Annotated in this window: 16 protein-coding genes and 1 pseudogene; 10 read left to right on the forward strand and 7 right to left on the reverse strand. The window is 72.0% G+C overall.

The features are described 5' to 3' along the window. The first annotated feature begins 207 nt into the window (after positions 1-207). Positions 208-1,095: a DUF2797 domain-containing protein gene (locus tag ACFXJ5_RS37330; protein ID WP_384641663.1), complete on the forward strand. Its 888-nt coding sequence runs from the start codon at positions 208-210 to the stop codon at positions 1,093-1,095. A gap of 169 nt (positions 1,096-1,264) precedes the next feature. Next, a pseudogene (locus tag ACFXJ5_RS37335) lies at positions 1,265-1,654 on the forward strand (SRPBCC family protein); the annotation flags it as partial. 30 nt (positions 1,655-1,684) lie between these two features. Here ACFXJ5_RS37335 and ACFXJ5_RS37340 read toward each other — a convergent pair. Then, on the reverse strand, positions 1,685-2,956 hold the full coding sequence (locus ACFXJ5_RS37340; protein ID WP_384641666.1) for an ROK family protein: 1,272 nt from the start codon (positions 2,954-2,956) through the stop codon (positions 1,685-1,687). On the opposite strand from ACFXJ5_RS37340, the gene ACFXJ5_RS37345 reads away from it, so the two are divergent. The 4 genes from ACFXJ5_RS37345 to ACFXJ5_RS37360 all read left to right on the forward strand — a co-directional run bounded on the left by ACFXJ5_RS37345 (position 2,926) and on the right by ACFXJ5_RS37360 (position 5,862). Next, a complete protein-coding gene (locus tag ACFXJ5_RS37345) occupies positions 2,926-4,188 on the forward strand; it encodes an MFS transporter (protein ID WP_384641669.1) in 1,263 nt (420 codons plus the stop codon). The two genes, ACFXJ5_RS37340 and ACFXJ5_RS37345, sit on opposite strands and share 31 nt — an antisense overlap. A gap of 66 nt (positions 4,189-4,254) precedes the next feature. Next, on the forward strand, positions 4,255-4,623 hold the full coding sequence (locus ACFXJ5_RS37350) for an SCO4225 family membrane protein (protein ID WP_384641672.1): 369 nt from the start codon (positions 4,255-4,257) through the stop codon (positions 4,621-4,623). A 15-nt stretch (positions 4,624-4,638) separates the two neighbouring features. Next, positions 4,639-5,385 carry a maleylpyruvate isomerase family mycothiol-dependent enzyme gene (locus ACFXJ5_RS37355; protein WP_384641675.1) on the forward strand — a complete coding sequence of 249 codons (747 nt, stop codon included), beginning with the start codon at positions 4,639-4,641 and terminating at the stop codon, positions 5,383-5,385. 9 nt (positions 5,386-5,394) lie between these two features. Further along, positions 5,395-5,862, forward strand: coding sequence for a DUF4442 domain-containing protein (locus ACFXJ5_RS37360; RefSeq protein WP_384641678.1), 468 nt, complete (start codon positions 5,395-5,397; stop codon positions 5,860-5,862). A gap of 24 nt (positions 5,863-5,886) precedes the next feature. On the opposite strand, the gene ACFXJ5_RS37365 is transcribed toward ACFXJ5_RS37360, so the two are convergent. Continuing rightward, the gene (locus tag ACFXJ5_RS37365; RefSeq protein WP_384641680.1) at positions 5,887-6,282 is read right to left on the reverse strand and encodes a MarR family winged helix-turn-helix transcriptional regulator; all 396 of its coding nucleotides are present in this window, start codon (positions 6,280-6,282) and stop codon (positions 5,887-5,889) included. A gap of 87 nt (positions 6,283-6,369) precedes the next feature. Between ACFXJ5_RS37365 and ACFXJ5_RS37370 the strand changes: the two genes are divergently transcribed. Together ACFXJ5_RS37370 and ACFXJ5_RS37375 are read left to right on the forward strand one after the other, a co-directional pair. Next, positions 6,370-7,905: an MFS transporter gene (locus tag ACFXJ5_RS37370; RefSeq protein ID WP_384641682.1), complete on the forward strand. Its 1,536-nt coding sequence runs from the start codon at positions 6,370-6,372 to the stop codon at positions 7,903-7,905. A 149-nt stretch (positions 7,906-8,054) separates the two neighbouring features. Then, positions 8,055-8,345 (forward strand): DUF6332 family protein, encoded by a 291-nt coding sequence (locus tag ACFXJ5_RS37375; RefSeq protein ID WP_384641685.1) that lies wholly within the window; start codon positions 8,055-8,057, stop codon positions 8,343-8,345. On the opposite strand, the gene ACFXJ5_RS37380 is transcribed toward ACFXJ5_RS37375, so the two are convergent. The 3 genes from ACFXJ5_RS37380 to ACFXJ5_RS37390 are packed head-to-tail and all read right to left on the reverse strand — an operon-like array spanning position 8,306 to position 11,002. Then, positions 8,306-8,971, reverse strand: coding sequence for a response regulator (locus ACFXJ5_RS37380; RefSeq protein ID WP_384641687.1), 666 nt, complete (start codon positions 8,969-8,971; stop codon positions 8,306-8,308). The genes ACFXJ5_RS37375 and ACFXJ5_RS37380 overlap by 40 nt on opposite strands. Further along, a complete protein-coding gene (locus ACFXJ5_RS37385; RefSeq protein WP_384641690.1) occupies positions 8,968-10,218 on the reverse strand; it encodes a sensor histidine kinase in 1,251 nt (416 codons plus the stop codon). Before ACFXJ5_RS37385 ends, ACFXJ5_RS37380 begins: the two co-directional genes overlap by 4 nt. Positions 10,219-10,276: 58 nt before the next feature. Further along, positions 10,277-11,002 carry a TetR/AcrR family transcriptional regulator gene (locus ACFXJ5_RS37390; protein WP_384641692.1) on the reverse strand — a complete coding sequence of 242 codons (726 nt, stop codon included), beginning with the start codon at positions 11,000-11,002 and terminating at the stop codon, positions 10,277-10,279. A 125-nt stretch (positions 11,003-11,127) separates the two neighbouring features. Between ACFXJ5_RS37390 and ACFXJ5_RS37395 the strand changes: the two genes are divergently transcribed. After that, positions 11,128-11,580: a nitroreductase family deazaflavin-dependent oxidoreductase gene (locus ACFXJ5_RS37395; protein ID WP_384641695.1), complete on the forward strand. Its 453-nt coding sequence runs from the start codon at positions 11,128-11,130 to the stop codon at positions 11,578-11,580. On the opposite strand, the gene ACFXJ5_RS37400 is transcribed toward ACFXJ5_RS37395, so the two are convergent. Next, positions 11,573-12,229 (reverse strand): DUF4230 domain-containing protein, encoded by a 657-nt coding sequence (locus tag ACFXJ5_RS37400; RefSeq protein WP_384641698.1) that lies wholly within the window; start codon positions 12,227-12,229, stop codon positions 11,573-11,575. The two genes, ACFXJ5_RS37395 and ACFXJ5_RS37400, sit on opposite strands and share 8 nt — an antisense overlap. 113 nt (positions 12,230-12,342) lie before the next feature. Next, positions 12,343-13,572 carry a geranylgeranyl reductase family protein gene (locus tag ACFXJ5_RS37405; protein ID WP_384641700.1) on the reverse strand — a complete coding sequence of 410 codons (1,230 nt, stop codon included), beginning with the start codon at positions 13,570-13,572 and terminating at the stop codon, positions 12,343-12,345. A gap of 157 nt (positions 13,573-13,729) precedes the next feature. Here ACFXJ5_RS37405 and ACFXJ5_RS37410 point away from each other — a divergent pair, with 157 nt between their 5' ends. After that, positions 13,730-15,100 carry a dipeptidase gene (locus ACFXJ5_RS37410; RefSeq protein ID WP_384641703.1) on the forward strand — a complete coding sequence of 457 codons (1,371 nt, stop codon included), beginning with the start codon at positions 13,730-13,732 and terminating at the stop codon, positions 15,098-15,100. Positions 15,101-15,226: the final 126 nt, after the last annotated feature.

Genomic DNA, 15,226 nt, shown 5'->3' on the forward strand with positions numbered 1-15,226 from the left:
CGACTTCCCCCAGACTCCGTCTGGGAGGTGCCCCCACAGTGACTCAGCGCAGCGGAGGCGAACCGAGCCCACAAAAAAAGAAGCAAGTCGGCACCAGTCCGGCGAACCGAGCCACGGCAACAGCAGCCCTTCAGCGGAACCGAGCCGCTAAGGACAGCCCGTCCGTGAAAGAACCGCCTGTCAGTACCTCCCCCTAGCCTTGTGATCATGTGGCGATGCACAGGTCTGCGGTGGGCGGAGGGCGGTCCGGTGTGGACGTGGTGGCACCCGCGCCAGGGTGAGCGGAGCAGTCCGCTGAGGCTGGGCGGGGCGGTGGCGCTGGCGGTGCCGGAGGGGGAGGTACGCAGATGCGTGGGGGTGTGGCGTTCGGGGCGGTGGACGGCGTGTCCGCGCTCGGCGGCGGTGCCGGCGGCAGGGCGGCGGGACCAGTGCGAGGCGTGCGCGGCGCTGGACCGGTCGCAGTCCGTGGCGGCCGACACCAAGCTGGACGACCCGCGCCCGTATGCCGTGTACCTGGCCTGGTTCGGGCCGGGCCTGCGCAAGGTCGGCATCACGGGCGCCGCTCGCGGCCGTGCCCGGCTGCTCGAACAGGCCGCCGTCTGCTTCACCTTCCTCGGCCGGGGCCCGCTGATGGCCGCCCGGCGCGCGGAATCCGTCCTGGGTACGGCGCTGGGCATCCCGGATCGCGTATCGACCCCGGCGAAGCGCGCGGCGCGCCTGGCCCTGCCGCCCTCCGCGACCCGGGCGGCGGAGTTGCGTGCGGCGTACGACGCGGCGGCGGCCGTGCCCGCCTGGCGGGAGACGCTGAGCCCGCTTCCGTACGAAGTCATCGACCAGGCCGCCGTCTTCGGGCTGGAGCCGGATCCGCCGCGACCGGCGGGCCTGGTGACGGAGCTGGCCCCGGGGACGGCGGTCGACGGGGTGCTGCGGGCGGCGGCGGGCAGCGACCTGTACGTGGACACCGCCGACGGCACCGTGCTGCTCGACGCCCACCTCGCCTCGGGCTGGGCTCTGACCCGGCCCACGCCCGGCCAGCAACTCGCTCCTGCCAGGCCCTTGCAACCGCCCGCCGACTCTGCCGAGCCGCTGTTCTGAGGGGGCGTTCGCTACCAAGCCGGCGCTGCACGTGACCACACCGCCCCTGACCGGCAAGAGCGCGAGCCAGGACTCGCGACCGGAGCAATAGAATAGGTGCGGTGGTCAGTCCCGATGCCCTCTTCGGAGGAGGTTCGTGATGACGCACGACGGCGGACTGAGGCTGCACATGCGGCGGGTCTTTCGCGCACCGCGCACCGCCGTGTTCCGGAGCTTGACCGAACCTCGGGAACTCGCCAAGTGGTGGGGCCCTGACGGGTTCGCCATCCCGAGTGTGGAGAGCGATCTTCGGCCAGGAGGCGCTTATCGGATCGCGATGCAGCCTCCGGAAGGCGATCAGTTCTACCTGGTGGGGGAATTCCTCGAGGTCGACCCTCCGCAGCGGCTGTCCTACACCTTCCGCTGGGAGGATCCCGACCCCGAGGACCGGGAAACGGTGGTGACGCTGTGGCTTCGCGATATCGGCGGTACGTCGACCGAACTGGTTCTCGGTCAGGGCGACTTCGCCACTGAGCCGCGCCACGCTCTTCACGAGGAAGGCTGGGCTCAGAGTCTCGGCAAGCTGGATTTGCTGATCTCGTCGGCCGCGTTACCCGACCATCACCCCGAGCGGGTCGTCCAGGACCGGCTGCCACGCCAACTCGGCTGCGCCGACAAGGCTGTTGTGGTCCAGGGCGCAGCCCAGCAGTGGGACGCTGCCGCTGCGGCCCCATAGGCTGCGGTCGGCGACGACGGCGCGGAGGCGGTCGGGGTCGGCCTCCAGCAGGTCGCGGTGGAGACCGCCGAGGAGGATGCGGTCGGGGTTGAGGACGTTGACGAGACCGGCCAGGCCGAGGCCCAGGCGGTCGATGAGGGCGCGGGCGGCGGCGCGCACGGAGGGGTCGGCGTACTCCTCGTGGAGTAGGGCGGTGGACTGTTCGAGGAGGGAGACCGCCGGGCCGGGGGTGCGGCCGGCCTCTTCGAGGAAGGCGAGCGGGTCGACCTCGACATCGAGGCAGCCGCGGCCGCCGCAGTGGCAGGGGCGGCCTTCGGGGTTGACGGTGAAGTGGCCGACCTCCAGGGCGAGTCCGGAGCTGCCGGTGTGGAGCCGGCCGTCCAGGACGAGGGCGCCGCCGACGCCGCGGTGCCCGGTGGCGACGACCAGCAGGTCCTGGGCGCCCTGGCCGGCGCCGTGGCGGTGCTCGGCGAGGGCGCCGAGGTTGATGTCGTTGCCGACGAAGCAGGCGACGGGGGCGCCGGTGGGCCCGGTGATGCCGGCCCGGGCGATCTGTTCGGTGAAGATGTCCAGGACGGGCGCGCCGGCCGGCCAGGCCAGGTGCAGCGGGTTGAGGGCGGTGCCCTCGGGCTGGGCGACGGCGGAGGGCACGGCGAGGCCGGCGCCGACGCAGATCCGCCCGGTTTCGCGCAGCAGTTCCGCCCCGGCGTCGACGACCGCGCCGAGGACGTGCGCCGGGTCGGCGGGCACCGTCATGCAGCCGGGGGCGGTGGCCACGACATGGCCGCCCAGGCCGACGAGGGCGGCGCGGAAGCCGTCGGTGTGCACCTGGGCGGCGAGGACGACGGGGCCGTCGGGGTCGACCGCGAGGCGGTGCGAGGGCCGGCCCTGCGCGCCGGCCGGGCCGCCGGGGCGGGTGTCGACCCGGATCAGCCGGAGTGCCTCGAGTTCGGCGGCGACCGCGCCCGCCGTCGCACGGGTCACGCCGAGTTCCGCGGTCAGGACAGCGCGCGTCGGCGCGCGCCCGGTGTGCACGAGGGCGAGTGCGGGGCCGAGAGCGCCGCGGCCCCTCTCCAACCTTGTCCGAGTCTGGGTCACCCTTCTATTCTGACTTTGTGCCGACCCTAAACAAAATACGGACGGCATTCGCCGGACCGTGTCGCAGGCCGTCCAGCCCGACCGACCTTCCGCTCAGGCGGCTCAGAGCCGCCCTGACGGTCTTCTTCGCCCTCGACGGCTTTGTCTTCGCGGGCTGGGTGGTGCGTATCCCCGCCATCAAGGAGCAGGTCGGCGCGTCCGCGAGCGCTCTCGGCCTCGCGCTGCTCGGCGTGTCGGCAGGTGCGGTCGCCACGATGCTCGTGACCGGACAGCTCTGCCGGATCTTCGGCGCCCGCGAGGTCACCATCGGCACCTCCGTCCTGCTGTCGCTCAGCGTCGTACTGCCTCCGCTCACCCCGTCGGCCCTCACGCTCGGCCTGGTGCTGCTCATCTTCGGCGTCGCGTTCGGCGGCATGAACGTGGCGATGAACAGCGTCGCCGTCGACCTGGTCGCCGCGCTGCGCCGCCCGGTCATGCCCAGCTTCCATGCCGCGTACAGCCTCGGCGCGCTGGTCGGCGCGGGTCTCGGCGGCATCCTGGCGCCGCATCTGACGCCGACCCGGCATCTGCTGCTGCTCGCTCCGCTGGGGCTGCTGGGGACGTTCTTCGCGGGGCGCGTGCTCATGGCGTACGAGATGCCGCGCCCGGTCCCGGAGAGTCGTACGGGTACGGGTACGGGTGCCGGACCGGGACCGCGTACGGGACCAGGGGCGGCGGCCGGCCGGCGGGTGGGGCTGATGGTGGGCGTCTTCGGGCTGATCGGGCTCTGCACGGCGTACGGCGAGGGGGCGCTGGCCGAGTGGGGGCCGCTGCACATCAAAGAGGACCTGGGCGGCGGGCCGGGGCTGGCGGCGGCCGGTTACGCGGCGGTGGCGCTGGCGATGACCGTGGGCCGGCTGTCGGGCACCGCGCTGCTGGAACGGCTCGGGCAGACCCGGATGCTGGTGGCCGGCGGCCTGACGGCCTGCGGCGGGATGCTGGTGGCGGCCTTCGGGCCGTACGTGTGGATGGTGCTCATCGGCTTCGCGCTGACCGGGCTCGGCCTGGCCAACATCTTCCCGGTGGCCATCGGCCGGGCCGGCGCGCTCGGCGGGTCGAACGGCGTGGCCACCGCCTCCACCCTGGGCTATGCGGGATTCCTGCTCGGGCCGCCCACCATCGGCTTCCTGACCGACGCGGTAGGGCTGCCGACGGCGCTGACGACGGTCGCGCTGCTGGCCCTGCTGGCGGCGGTCATCGCCTTCGTCGTGCGGAACACCTCCGTACGGGCGGACACTTGAGGCGAGGAAGGCCGTAGGGCCTACGCGAACCGCCGCCGACCGCCGCGAATCGCCGCTGGAGGAGACATGCGTGTCCCGCCCTGGCTGTCCGCCACCGCCCGCTCCATCTACCACGAGCGCGCGCCACGGATCTATCTGTGCCTGGTGGCGGCGGCGCTGTTCCTCCTGCTCATCGACACCGCCTTCATCAGCCACCAGGACGCCTCCTTCTCGGGCATCTGGCTTCTGCTGCTCACCCTGCCGTGGGCGCCGATGCTGTGGGCGCTGTTCGACGCGATCAGCGGTCCCAGCACGATGGAGCTCATCTACGGCTGGGACGGATGGGTGCTGGCGGTGACGGGGATGCTGGTCTCCGCGCTGATCAACGCCGTGCTGCTGGGTGTGGTGTCGCGGTACTACCGGGAGCGGCGCGGCAGGGGCGTTGTCAGACCCTGATGGCACAATCGCGACATGGAGACCGACGGGTTCATCGAGGTGTTGCGCCGGGAGGGCGGGCTGCTGGCGGCCGCCGCCGAGAAGGCCGGGGGCGAGGCCGAGGTGCCGCCGTGCCCGGGGTGGCGGGTGAGCGATCTCGTACGGCACCAGGGCATCGTGCACCGCTGGGCGGCCGGTTTCGTGACGGAGCGACGGATGAGTGCGGTGCCGATAGCCGGTGAGTCCCCCGAGGACGAGGCGCTGCTGCCGTGGTTCCGCGAGGGGCACGCGTATCTGGTGGAGTCGCTGGAGGCCGCGCCGCCGGACCTGGAGTGCTGGTATTTCCTGCGGGCCCCGTCGGCGCGGGAGTTCTGGGCGCGCCGGCAGGCGCACGAGACGACGGTGCACCGGGTGGACGCGGAGACCGCCCAGGGCGCGGACCTGTCCCCCGTCGAGGCCGAGTTCGCCGCCGACGGGATCGACGAGTTGCTGACCGGCTTTCATCGCCGGGCCAAGAGCAAGGTGCGTACGGAGGCACCCCGGACCCTGCGGGTCGAGGCGGTGGACATACCGGCCGGGCGGGGCGGCGACTGGCTGGTCGCGTTGTCGCCGGAGCCGCCGCGGACCGAGCGCGGGGGCGTGGGCGACGCGGACTGCACGGTGCGCGGCAGGGCGGCGGTGCTGTATCTCGCGCTGTGGAACCGGGGGCCGTACGAGGGGCTGGAGATATCCGGCGACGCGGCGATCATGGACCTCTGGCGGCGTACGGCGGCGATCGTCTAGCGTGCACCCATGGCTCGTCGTCCCGCCACTCCCCGGTCCACCCGTCGCATGGTCAACTGGTGGCTGCCGTATCTCTTCTCGGGGGTGCGGGTGCTGGAGCTGGCCGACGACTGGAGTTCGGCGCGGGTCCGGCTGCGGCTGCACTGGTTCAACCGCAACTATGTCGGGACGCATTTCGGCGGCTCGCTGTTCGCGATGAGCGACCCGTTCTGGATGCTCCTGGTCATGAACACCCTCGGCCGGGAGTACGTGGTCTGGGACAAGGCGGCCGAGATCGACTTCGTGTCACCGGGGAAGGGCGATGTCTTCGCCGAGTTCAAGCTGACCGAGGACCGGCTGGAGGAGATCCGGCGGCTCACGGAGGACGGCGGCAAGGCGCTGGTCTGGTTCGAGAACGAGGTGCTGGCGGCCGACGGCACGGTGGTGGCGAGGGTGCGCAAGCAGCTCTACGTACGGCGGAAGCCGGCTTTGCGCTGACGCCGCCCGACCGCCTCGTTCTCCTCAGCCGCGGCTGAGCATCCGCTCGAGGACGGCACGCTGGACGGGCTTGGCCTGGGCGTGACGCTCGCGGCCGGCCTCGGTCAGCGCGACGCGTACGCCCCGCCGGTCCTCGGCGCAGATCCCTCGGCTGACCAGGCCTTCCTTCTCGAGGCGGCCGACCAGCCGGGACAGCGCGCTCTGGCTCAGGTGCACGCGGTCGGCCAGCTCCTGGACGCGGAAGCTGCAGCCGCCGTCGTCCGGGCTGCCGTCGGCGAGGATGTCGAGGACCTCGAAGTCGCTCGCGCCCAGCCCGTGCTGGTGCAGCTCGCGGTCGAGTTCACACGCGGTGCGGGCGTGCAGGGCGAGGACCTCCCGCCACTGCTCCACGAGCGCATGCTCACTCTTCACGCCGGTCATGGGTGCACGGTACCAGAAAATGCCAGCTGAATGCACGGGAATTAAATGCACTTGCATTGAATGCATGCGCATGGAAGTCTGGTGGCCATGACCTCTCCGCACACCACCGTCCCCGGTGCCGGTACAGCGTCCGAACAGGGGTGGACCGCACGCCAATGGGGCACCTTGCTGGTGCTCTGCGCCGCGCTCTTCCTCGACGCACTCGACGTCTCGATGGTCGGCGTCGCCCTGCCGTCCATCGCTCACGACCTCGACCTGACCACCTCGTCGCTCCAGTGGATCGTGAGCGGCTACATCCTGGGCTACGGCGGGCTGCTGCTGCTCGGCGGCCGCGCCGCCGACCTGCTCGGCCGCCGCCGGGTCTTCCTCATCGCCCTTGCCGTCTTCGCCGCCGCGTCCCTGCTCGGCGGCCTGGTCGACTCCGGCGAACTGCTGATCGCCTCCCGCTTCATCAAGGGCCTGAGCGCCGCCTTCACCGCGCCCGCCGGGCTGTCCATCATCACCACCTCCTTCGCCGAGGGCCCGCTCCGCAACCGGGCGCTCAGCATCTACACCACCTGCGGCGCCACCGGCTTCTCCATGGGCCTGGTGCTGTCCGGGCTCCTCACCGAGGTCGGCTGGCGCTGGACGATGCTGCTGCCCGCGCCCATCGCGCTGGCCGCCCTCGTCGCCGGACTGCGGCTGATCCCCCGGAGCCCCCGCGAGCACGGTCCCGGCCGGGGCTACGACCTGCCCGGCGCCCTCACCGGCACCGTTTCGATGCTGCTGCTGGTCTTCACCGTCGTCCAGGCACCCGAGGTGGGCTGGGCCTCGGCCCGCACCCTGGGGTCGTTCGCCGTGGTCGCCGCACTGCTGGCCGCGTTCGTCGCGATCGAGACCCGTAGCTCCCACCCGCTGATCCGCCTCGGCGTCTTCCGTTCAGCCGACCAGATCCGTGCCAATCTCGGCGGCGCCGCCTTCTTCGGCTCGTACGTCGGCTTCCAGTTCCTGGTCACCCAGTACATGCAGTCGCTGCTGGGCTGGTCCGCGCTGCAGACCGCCCTCGCCTTCCTGCCGGCCGGGGCACTGGTCGCCGTCGCCTCGACCCGCATCGGGCCGCTCGTGGACCGGTTCGGCACCCCGCGGGTGATCGCGGCGGGCTTCACCGCGCTCGTCGTCGGCTACGTCCTCTTCCTGCGGATCAGCCTCACCCCGCAGTACGCGGCCGTGATCCTGCCGTCGATGCTGCTGCTCGGGGCGGCTTGCGCCCTGGTCTTCCCGTCGCTCAACATCCAGGCCACCAACGGCGTCAAGGACGACGAGCAGGGCATGGTCTCCGGCCTGCTCAACACCTCGTTCCAGGTGGGCGGTGCCATCTTCCTCGCCATCGTGACGGCGGTCGTCACGGCGAACGCCGGTCACGGAACGGGAGCGGGCTCACCGCAGGCCGTCCTCGACAGCTACCGGCCGGGCCTGGTCGTGGTCAGCGCGGTCGCGCTCGGCGGGCTGCTGATCACCCTGACCGGGCTGCGGCGCCGCCGGCACGAGCCGTACGGGATTCTGGTCGCGTCGTCCACGGACTCGCCCCCTTCTGCCGCCGACGCCGTGGACGATGACGTTGACGCCGTGGTCGTGGCCGACTGACCCCGCCTCAAGCCCCGTCCGGCTCCGCGTTCCCGGGGGAATGCGCGGGGCCGGACGGCCCGTTCCACGGCTCACGACTTACTCCCGCGCGAGTGTCGGACCCGCGTGGCAGACTGGCGGAACCGCAATTCAGGGGGAGGAGCGGGTCGATGCGCAGGGCTCGCACACAGGCGGAACGGGACTCCGTGACCGTCGAGATCATGTACGCGGCGGTGACCGGGGCGCTTCTGGCCGCCGGCGCGTTGGCCGCGATAGCCAGTCCGGTGCTGGCCGGGCAGGCACACGGCACGGCTGGTGACGGCTGGATCACCATCGGGGTGATCGTCGCGGCCGCCGTGTTCTGCGGGCGGGTCGGGCTCGTGCTGCGCCGCTTCGAGCGGACCGGCCGTCAGCCCGGCGGTCAGCCGAGCCAGCCGGGCCGCACCAAGCCGGACTCATAGGCGAGGACGACGAGTTGCGCCCGGTCGCGGGCGCCCAGCTTGACCATCGTGCGGCTCACATGGGTCTTGGCGGTGAGCGGGCTGACCACCAATCGGCGGGCGATCTCTTCATTGGACAGGCCGATCCCGACCAGGGCCATCACCTCGCGTTCGCGCTCGGTGAGGTGCTCCAGGCTCGCGGCGGCGGCCGGTTCCTTCGAGCGGGCCGCGAACTCCTCGATGAGCCGTCGCGTCACCCCGGGTGAGAGCAGCGCGTCCCCGTCCACCACCGCCCGTACGGCGCGCACCAGTTCCTCCGGCTCGGTGTCCTTGACCAGAAAGCCGGAGGCGCCGGCGCGGATCGCCTCGAAGACGTACTCGTCGAGCTCGAAGGTGGTGAGGATGACGACCCTGACCTTGGCCAGCTCCTGATCCGCGGTGATCCGCCGGGTCGCCTCCAGGCCGTCCATGACGGGCATCCGGATGTCCATCAGCACGGCGTCCGGGGAGAGTTCGCGCACCAGGCGCAGCGCCTCGGCGCCGTCGGAGGCCTCGCCCACGACCTCGATGCCGGGCTGCGCGTCGAGCAGCGCCGCGAACCCGGCGCGGACCAGCGCCTGGTCGTCGGCGAGCAGTACCCGGATCATCGGTTCTCCTTGTCGGGCTTGTTCAGCTTGTCGGCTCTGCCGGTCTCGGCGAAGGGCAGGTGGGCGACGACGCGGAAGCCGCCGTCCTGGCCGGGTCCGGCCTCGACGGTGCCGCCGAGGGCCGCGGCACGCTCGCGCATGCCGACAAGTCCGTTGCCGCCGCCGGTGTCCCCGGTGCTGGTGGCCGGGCCGTCGTCCTCGACGCCGATCGTGAGCTCCCCGGGGCGGTATCCGATGCGTACGCGGGCGGTGCGCGAGCCGGAGTGCCGGACGATGTTGGTCAGCGCCTCCTGCACGATACGGAAGGCGGCGAGGTCCGCGCCGGGCGGCAGCGGCACCCGGGCTCCCTCCACCGCGACCTCGACGGCCAGCCCGGCGCCCGCAGCCTGTTCGGCCAGTTCGGGCAGCCGGTCCAGGCCGGGGGCCGGCGAGCGGGGCGCGTCGCCGGGACCCCGCAGGGCGCCCAGCACCTGGCGGACCTCGCCGAGGGCCTCCTTGCTGGCCGACTTGATGGTGGCGAGCGCCGCACGGGCCTGTTCCGGCCGCTCGTCGATGAGGGCCAGCGCCACGCCCGCCTGGACGTTGATGAGCGAGATGCTGTGCGCCAGTACGTCGTGCAGCTCACGGGCGATCCGCAGCCGCTCCTCGTCCGCGCGCCGGCGTTCGGCCTCGGCCCGTTCCTTCCGCTGCCGGGCGAACTGCTCCCGGCGTACGCGCACGAGTTCGCCGCCGGCGAGGATGGCGAGCAGCCAGGCACCGGCGCCCGAGGCCTCGGTCCAGGAGGCAGGGCCGTCACCGGCGGGCGGCAGCCATCGGTAGAGCCACAACCCGGTCAGCAGGTGGCCCGCGTAGGCCAGCGCGGCGATGACGATGACGGCGCGGCGGTGGCCCGCGGCGAGCGCGACGAAGTAGGCGACGACGAGGCTGACGAAGACCGGCCCGTACGGGTATCCGAGGGCGACGTACGCCAGGGTGACGGCGGAGGTGCCCGCGGCCACGGCGACCGGGGCGCGATGGCGCAGGAGGAGCAGGGCAGGCCCGGCCAGGACCAGGGCGTAGCCGAGGGCGTCCAGGTGGATGCGGCCGGTCTGGCGGTGGTCGGCGCCCGCGGTGCCGACCACCTGGAACACGGCGATGGCGAGCGAGGAGACCCACGGGTAGCGGCGGCCCGGGCCCGGGGCGGCTCCGCGCCACCGCCAGGGCGGGCCCGCGTCGGCAGGCCGCCCGAGCCGGGTGTCGTCCGTCATGCGGCCACGCTAGACCGGAGGCGGGGCATTCGGCGTCCGCTGGTGGTGGTGATCGTGTCTACTCCGCCGGGAGTACGGGGCTCCGCCTGATTCCCACCTGGTGGGCGAGGGCGGCGACGGTGTGGTCGAAGAACTCGTCACGGGCGTCGACCACCCGCTCGAACTGGCCGAAGAGCTCAAAGCTGATCAGTCCGAAGAGCTGTGCCCAGGCGGCGACCAGGCCCACCACTGCGCCGGCCGGCAGGTTGCGGTCGAGGTCCCTGACGAGCCGCCAGGCGTCGGCGCGTACGCCTTCCGGGATCGGCGCCTCGGTCTCGTCCGGCAGCACCAGGGCTCCGGCGGCATGGGCGTCCTCGGCGACGGCGATCAGGGCGAGGCCGACCCGGGAGGCGGGGCCGATGGTGTCCAGCGGTGCGCTGTAGCCCGGCACGGGTGAGCCGTAGATCAGGGCGTATTCCTGCGGATGGGCCAGTGCCCAGCCCCGTACGGCGCGGCATACGGCGATCCAGCGCTGGACGGGTTCCTCGTGCCGGGAGCGGTCGAGGGCCTGCTCCGCATCCTCGCCGAGGGAGTCGTACGCGTCGATGATGAGGGCGGTCAGCAGGTCGTCCCGGCTTGCGAAGTAGCGGTAGAGCGCCGAGGAGACCATGCCGAGCTCACGGGCGACGGCCCGCAGCGAAAGCCTCGACGGGCCTTCGGCCAGGAGCTGGCGGCGCGCCTCCTCCTTGATGGCGGCGGTCACTTCGATTCGGGCCCGTTCTCTGGCTCCTCGGATGACACTCATAGGGCAAGTGTGCCATCGATCGGAGCGACGACCAACAACGAGAACACCGCTCTTGCATTTGCGGCGAGCGGGTGCCACACTGATCTCGGGCGAGAGCACCGCTCACACTTACCGAAGGAGACGCCATGTCGTCCGAACACGTCATGAAGCCCGGCTGGTTCACGGTCAATGTCTTCAACCGCACCGTCGCCTGGCTGACCCGCAGGGGCCTCAGCGTGTGGGGCTCGCGTGTGCTCGCCGTCCGGGGCCGCAAGAGCGGCGAATGGCGGCGCACCCCGGTCAATCTCCTCACCATCGAAGGCGAGCGCTACCTGGTCGCCCCGCGCGGCCACGTGCAGTGGACGCACAACATGCGGGCCGCGGGGGGCGGGCAGCTCCTGCTGGGCAAGAGGGTCGAGGAGTTCACGGCGACGGAGATAGCCGACGAGGACAAGGTGCAGGTGCTGCGTGCCTACCTCAAGCGCTGGAAGGCGGAGGTCGGCGTGTTCTTCGGCGGGGTCGGGCCGGATTCGTCGGACGAGGAGCTGAGGGCTATAGCCCCCAAGCACCCCGTCTTCCGAATCACGGCGGTCAGCTGAAGGTCACCGCGACCTTGGTGAAGCCCAGTGAGGTGAGCAGCTGCTGGAGCATCGCGCGGGTGTTGGCCTCGGCGCGACTGCCGAGTCCGCTGTCCTTGGCGGCGGCCTGGATCTTGTCTGCCGCGAGCGACTGCACCTGTTGCTGCTGCTGGTCGGGAATCGACGAGAAGAAGTCGGAGATCCGGTCGAAGAAGCCGCGCTGCTCGGCGACGACATAGGAGCGCTTGGGGTCGAGCGAGGTGCGCTCCAGGGTGGCGTGCGGCAGCTTGATGCTCGCGGAGGTGCGGTCGTCGGAGACCGTGACCGCGTTGTCGCCGAGTTTTCCGAACTCCACATAGGCGTTGACGTTGCCGGCGCCGACGTAGAGAGTGCGCCTTCCGCGCACGGCGTCGGGCAGGAATGTGGCGTCCTTCTGCAGGTCCACGATCACCTGGAAGTTCCCACTGGCACCCTCGAAACGGCTCATGTCCTTGATCGACTTGAGCACCACGGGTCCGCTGCGGTCCTTGGTCGTCTCGGCAAAGGGATTGGGCAGACCCGGTATCAGGTCGGCCTTGGCGACAAGAACAAGCAGTCCGGCGAGCACGAGCAGTCCGGCGGCGAGCCGGGCCCACAAGGGCATCCGGCCGGCGTCGTTACGTACGGGCATGGGCGTCTGTACCTCCTGGAAGGTGTGTGCCCCCGAACTACCTTTCTAAGAGGGGTTATTGCCACAGCTCTGTCACGGTTGGCCGCTGCGGGCGGGCGGTGACGATCAGCAGGTCACGGCCGGTCCATGGCCGACAGTGCACGACGGGCCAGCGGGTGGGTCCGCACCAGTTCGGCGAGCGAACTGGAACCCCGCACGATTCTGGCGAAAGCGTTCCACGCGGGCGGAAAGGTGGTCAGTACGGCATGCAGCAGACCCGGGCGCTTCTCGAACAGCGTCATCATCCGCCGCCCCACGCCCATCTCCACGCCGAGTCCGGCCTTGACCGCGAAGGCGTAGTTGAGCGCCTGGCGGCGCGCGTCGACCGCGTCGTGCGCCTCGGAGATACGGACCGCCCACTCCCCCGCCAGCCGGCCGGAGCGCAGCGCGTACGAGATGCCCTCGCGGGTCCAAGGCTCCAGCAGGCCCGCCGCGTCACCGCAGACCAGCACCCGACCCCGGGACAGCGGGGAGTCGTCGGAACGGCAGCGGGTCAGATGGCCGGAGGAGATGCTCGGCTCGAAGCCCGCGAGGCCGAGGCGGGCGATGAAGTCGTCCAGATAGCGCTTGGTCGCGCCGCCCTCGCCCCGGGCCGAGATCACCCCGACCGTGAGCGAGTCGCCCTTGGGGAAGACCCAGCCGTAACTGCCGGGCAGCGGACCCCAGTCGATGAGCACCCGGCCCGCCCAGTCCTCGGCCACCTCCGGTGGCACCGGGATCTCGGCCTCCAGGCCCAGGTCGACCTGGTCCAGCTTGACGCCGACGTGGGCGCCTATCCGGCTGGCGCTGCCGTCGGCGCCGACCACCGCCCGGGCGAGCACGGTCTCGCCGTCGTTCAGGACCACCGCGACGGTGCGCCGGTCCGGGACGGCCGTGCCGTGCTGCTCGACCCGGGAGACGGCAGTGCCGGTCCGCAGCTGTGCCCCGGCGCGCTGGGCCGCCTCCACGAGCCCGGCGTCGAACTCCGGGCGGTTGATGAGCCCGAAGAGCATCTGCCGGGACCGCTTGGTGCGGACCAGCCTGCCGTTGAGGCTGAAGGTCACCGCGTGCACCCGGTCGCGCAGCGGGAGTTCGAAGCCGGGAGGCAGCGCGTCCCGGGACGGGCCGATGATGCCGCCGCCGCAGGTCTTGTAGCGGGGCAGATCGGCCTTCTCCAGCAGCAGTACCCGGCGCCCCGCGGTCGCCGCCGCATAGGCCGCCGAGGCCCCGGCGGGACCGGCGCCGACCACGACGACGTCCCAGACCGCCTCCTGCCCGGCTTCGTCCGCCGAACCGCTGTCCTGCGCCCCTTGCTCGCTGCTCACGTATCCGTCCGCTCCCGATCGACCTGCCGACTGTCGTCGCCCCTGCTCAGCCGCATCCTATTGCGCGCTGCTGAGTGGTCCGCCTGTGGCACCATCGATCACGACCCACCGCAACCACGAACAACGCGTTCGCAGGCCGCACCCACAAGGAGCGCTCATGTCCGCCGCCCCGTCCGCCGCCCCCCTCGCGGGGACCGTCGCCGCGCTGATGCCACAGGCACGTACCGAGCTCGCCGAGCTCGTGTCGTACCGGTCGGTCGCGGACCCCCGGCAGTTCCCGAAGAGCGAGTGCGAGGACGCCGCCCGCTGGGTCGCGGAGGTGCTGGCGACCGAGGGCTTCCAGGACGTGGCGGTCCTCGACACCCCGGACGGCACGCAGTCGGTCTACGGGTATCTGGCGGGGCCCGAGGGGGCGCCCACGGTGCTGCTGTACGCCCACTACGACGTGCAGCCGCCGCTGGACGAGACGGCCTGGCTCTCGCCTCCGTTCGAGCTGACCGAGCGCGACGGCCGCTGGTACGGGCGGGGTGCCGCCGACTGCAAGGGCGGCCTCGTCATGCACCTGACCGCGCTGCGGGCGCTGCGCGCGAACGGCGGGGTGCCGGTGAACGTCAAGGTCATCGTGGAGGGCTCGGAGGAGCAGGGCACCGGCGGTCTGGAGCGCTACGCCGAGGGCCACCCCGACCTGCTCACGGCGGACACGATCGTCATCGGCGACACCGGCAACTTCCGGCTCGGCCTGCCGACGGTCACCGCCACGCTGCGCGGCATGGCGCTGGTCGAGGTGCAGGTCAGCACGCTTGGGGGCAATCTGCACTCGGGGCAGTTCGGCGGCGCGGCGCCCGACGCGCTCGCCGCCCTGATCCGGATCCTCGACTCGCTGCGCGACGAGACCGGCGCGACCACGGTCGACGGACTGGCCGCCGACGAGGCCTGGCAGGGCCTGCAGTACCCGGAGGACGACTTCCGGAGCGACGCGAAAGTCCTGGACGGCGTCGGCCTGGTCGGCACCGGCACCATCGCCGACCGGCTGTGGGCCCGCCCGGCGGTCACCGTGCTGGGCATCGACGCCCCGCCGGTCGTCGGCGCGACCCCGTCCGTCCAGGCCCGCGCGGGCGCCCTGGTCAGCCTGCGCGTCCCGCCGGGGGTCGACGCGCAGGAGGCCGCCAAGCTCCTCACCGCCCACCTCGAGACGGCGGCCCCCTGGGGTGCCCACGTCGAGGTGACCCAGCGCGGCAGCGGCCAGGCGTTCCGCGCCGACACCTCCAGCCCCGCCTACGCCGCCATGGCTGAGGCCATGCACGCCGCCTACGGCAAGGACCTGGAGGTCGCGGGCCAGGGCGGCTCCATCCCGCTCTGCAACACCCTCGCCACGCTCTACCCGGAGGCGGAGATCCTGCTGATCGGCCTCAGCGAGCCCGAGGCACAGATCCACGCCGTGAACGAGAGCGTCTCCCCGGAAGAGCTGGAGAAACTCTCCCTCGCGGAGGCGCTGTTCCTGCGGAACTACGCGGAGTCCAAGGCGTAAGCCCAGGCCGCCGGGCGCACAAGGAGGCCTGGGGCCTGTCTTGTGGATCTCCGTGGGAGAAGGAGCGGGGTCTGGCGCCTGTGATCGCAAGGCGGAGGAAGGAAGCGACGCGGTGGGGGCACCTCC

Source organism: Streptomyces sp. NPDC059373 (genome assembly GCF_042751495.1).
GTDB lineage: Bacteria > Actinomycetota > Actinomycetes > Streptomycetales > Streptomycetaceae > Actinacidiphila.

Bases quoted from the DNA above. Each gene is read 5' to 3' on its own strand.
- ACFXJ5_RS37350 (WP_384641672.1), top strand. From the start codon at position 4,255: ATGCGTGTCCCGCCCTGGCTGTCCGCCACCGCCCGCTCCATCTACCAC.
- ACFXJ5_RS37360 (WP_384641678.1), top strand. From the start codon at position 5,395: ATGGCTCGTCGTCCCGCCACTCCCCGGTCCACCCGTCGCATGGTCAAC.
- ACFXJ5_RS37390 (WP_384641692.1), bottom strand. From the start codon at position 11,002: ATGAGTGTCATCCGAGGAGCCAGAGAACGGGCCCGAATCGAAGTGACC.
- ACFXJ5_RS37380 (WP_384641687.1), bottom strand. From the start codon at position 8,971: ATGATCCGGGTACTGCTCGCCGACGACCAGGCGCTGGTCCGCGCCGGG.
- ACFXJ5_RS37330 (WP_384641663.1), top strand. From the start codon at position 208: ATGTGGCGATGCACAGGTCTGCGGTGGGCGGAGGGCGGTCCGGTGTGG.
- ACFXJ5_RS37385 (WP_384641690.1), bottom strand. From the start codon at position 10,218: ATGACGGACGACACCCGGCTCGGGCGGCCTGCCGACGCGGGCCCGCCC.
- ACFXJ5_RS37410 (WP_384641703.1), top strand. From the start codon at position 13,730: ATGTCCGCCGCCCCGTCCGCCGCCCCCCTCGCGGGGACCGTCGCCGCG.
- ACFXJ5_RS37395 (WP_384641695.1), top strand. From the start codon at position 11,128: ATGTCGTCCGAACACGTCATGAAGCCCGGCTGGTTCACGGTCAATGTC.
- ACFXJ5_RS37400 (WP_384641698.1), bottom strand. From the start codon at position 12,229: ATGCCCGTACGTAACGACGCCGGCCGGATGCCCTTGTGGGCCCGGCTC.
- ACFXJ5_RS37375 (WP_384641685.1), top strand. From the start codon at position 8,055: ATGCGCAGGGCTCGCACACAGGCGGAACGGGACTCCGTGACCGTCGAG.
- ACFXJ5_RS37340 (WP_384641666.1), bottom strand. From the start codon at position 2,956: ATGCCGTCCGTATTTTGTTTAGGGTCGGCACAAAGTCAGAATAGAAGG.
- ACFXJ5_RS37365 (WP_384641680.1), bottom strand. From the start codon at position 6,282: ATGACCGGCGTGAAGAGTGAGCATGCGCTCGTGGAGCAGTGGCGGGAG.
- ACFXJ5_RS37355 (WP_384641675.1), top strand. From the start codon at position 4,639: ATGGAGACCGACGGGTTCATCGAGGTGTTGCGCCGGGAGGGCGGGCTG.
- ACFXJ5_RS37370 (WP_384641682.1), top strand. From the start codon at position 6,370: ATGACCTCTCCGCACACCACCGTCCCCGGTGCCGGTACAGCGTCCGAA.